This is a genomic window from Curtobacterium sp. MMLR14_002, assembly GCF_001864975.1.
GTDB lineage: Bacteria > Actinomycetota > Actinomycetes > Actinomycetales > Microbacteriaceae > Curtobacterium > Curtobacterium flaccumfaciens.
This window is the reverse complement of record NZ_MJGT01000120.1, coordinates 1-385: the sequence shown is the minus strand read 5'-3', so window position 1 is coordinate 385 and position 385 is coordinate 1. Positions and strand designations below refer to the sequence as shown.

Annotated in this window: 1 protein-coding gene; it reads right to left on the bottom strand. The window is 60.0% G+C overall.

The annotated features are described in order from the left end of the window. Positions 1 to 62: 62 nt before the first annotated feature. The coding region (locus tag BIU91_RS17400) for a hypothetical protein (protein ID WP_216099687.1) at positions 63 to 385 on the bottom strand (323 nt) is incomplete at its 5' end.

Here is a 385-nt window from a genome sequence, read left to right as displayed (position 1 = left end):
GTCGAGCGCTGTTGGAACAATTGGATTCATCATCTGCTCCTCCTGCCAAGACGCCATTCCGCTCACTCCCAGCGGTTGTATGTGATCGCGCCGTTGCCCTTGGCGCTGAGGCGCTGGATCGAGGAGTAGGTGCTCCACGCAACCGTGCCCCATGGAGTCGGCACACCGCGCTTCACGACGACCTTGCACTTCGCAGTGGCCTGTCCGCCGCTGATGTAACCGCTGCTCTTGGAGGTCCTCACTTCAGTGAACGGCTGGACGTTCCTGACGACGGTGCACGAGTAACCGAGCATCTTCCTCGCTGTAGTACCGCTGTACTGGTACGACATCGACACCTTCGTCTCGGTGAGACGGATTCCAGCGAAGGCGAACCATTGCTTCCCCC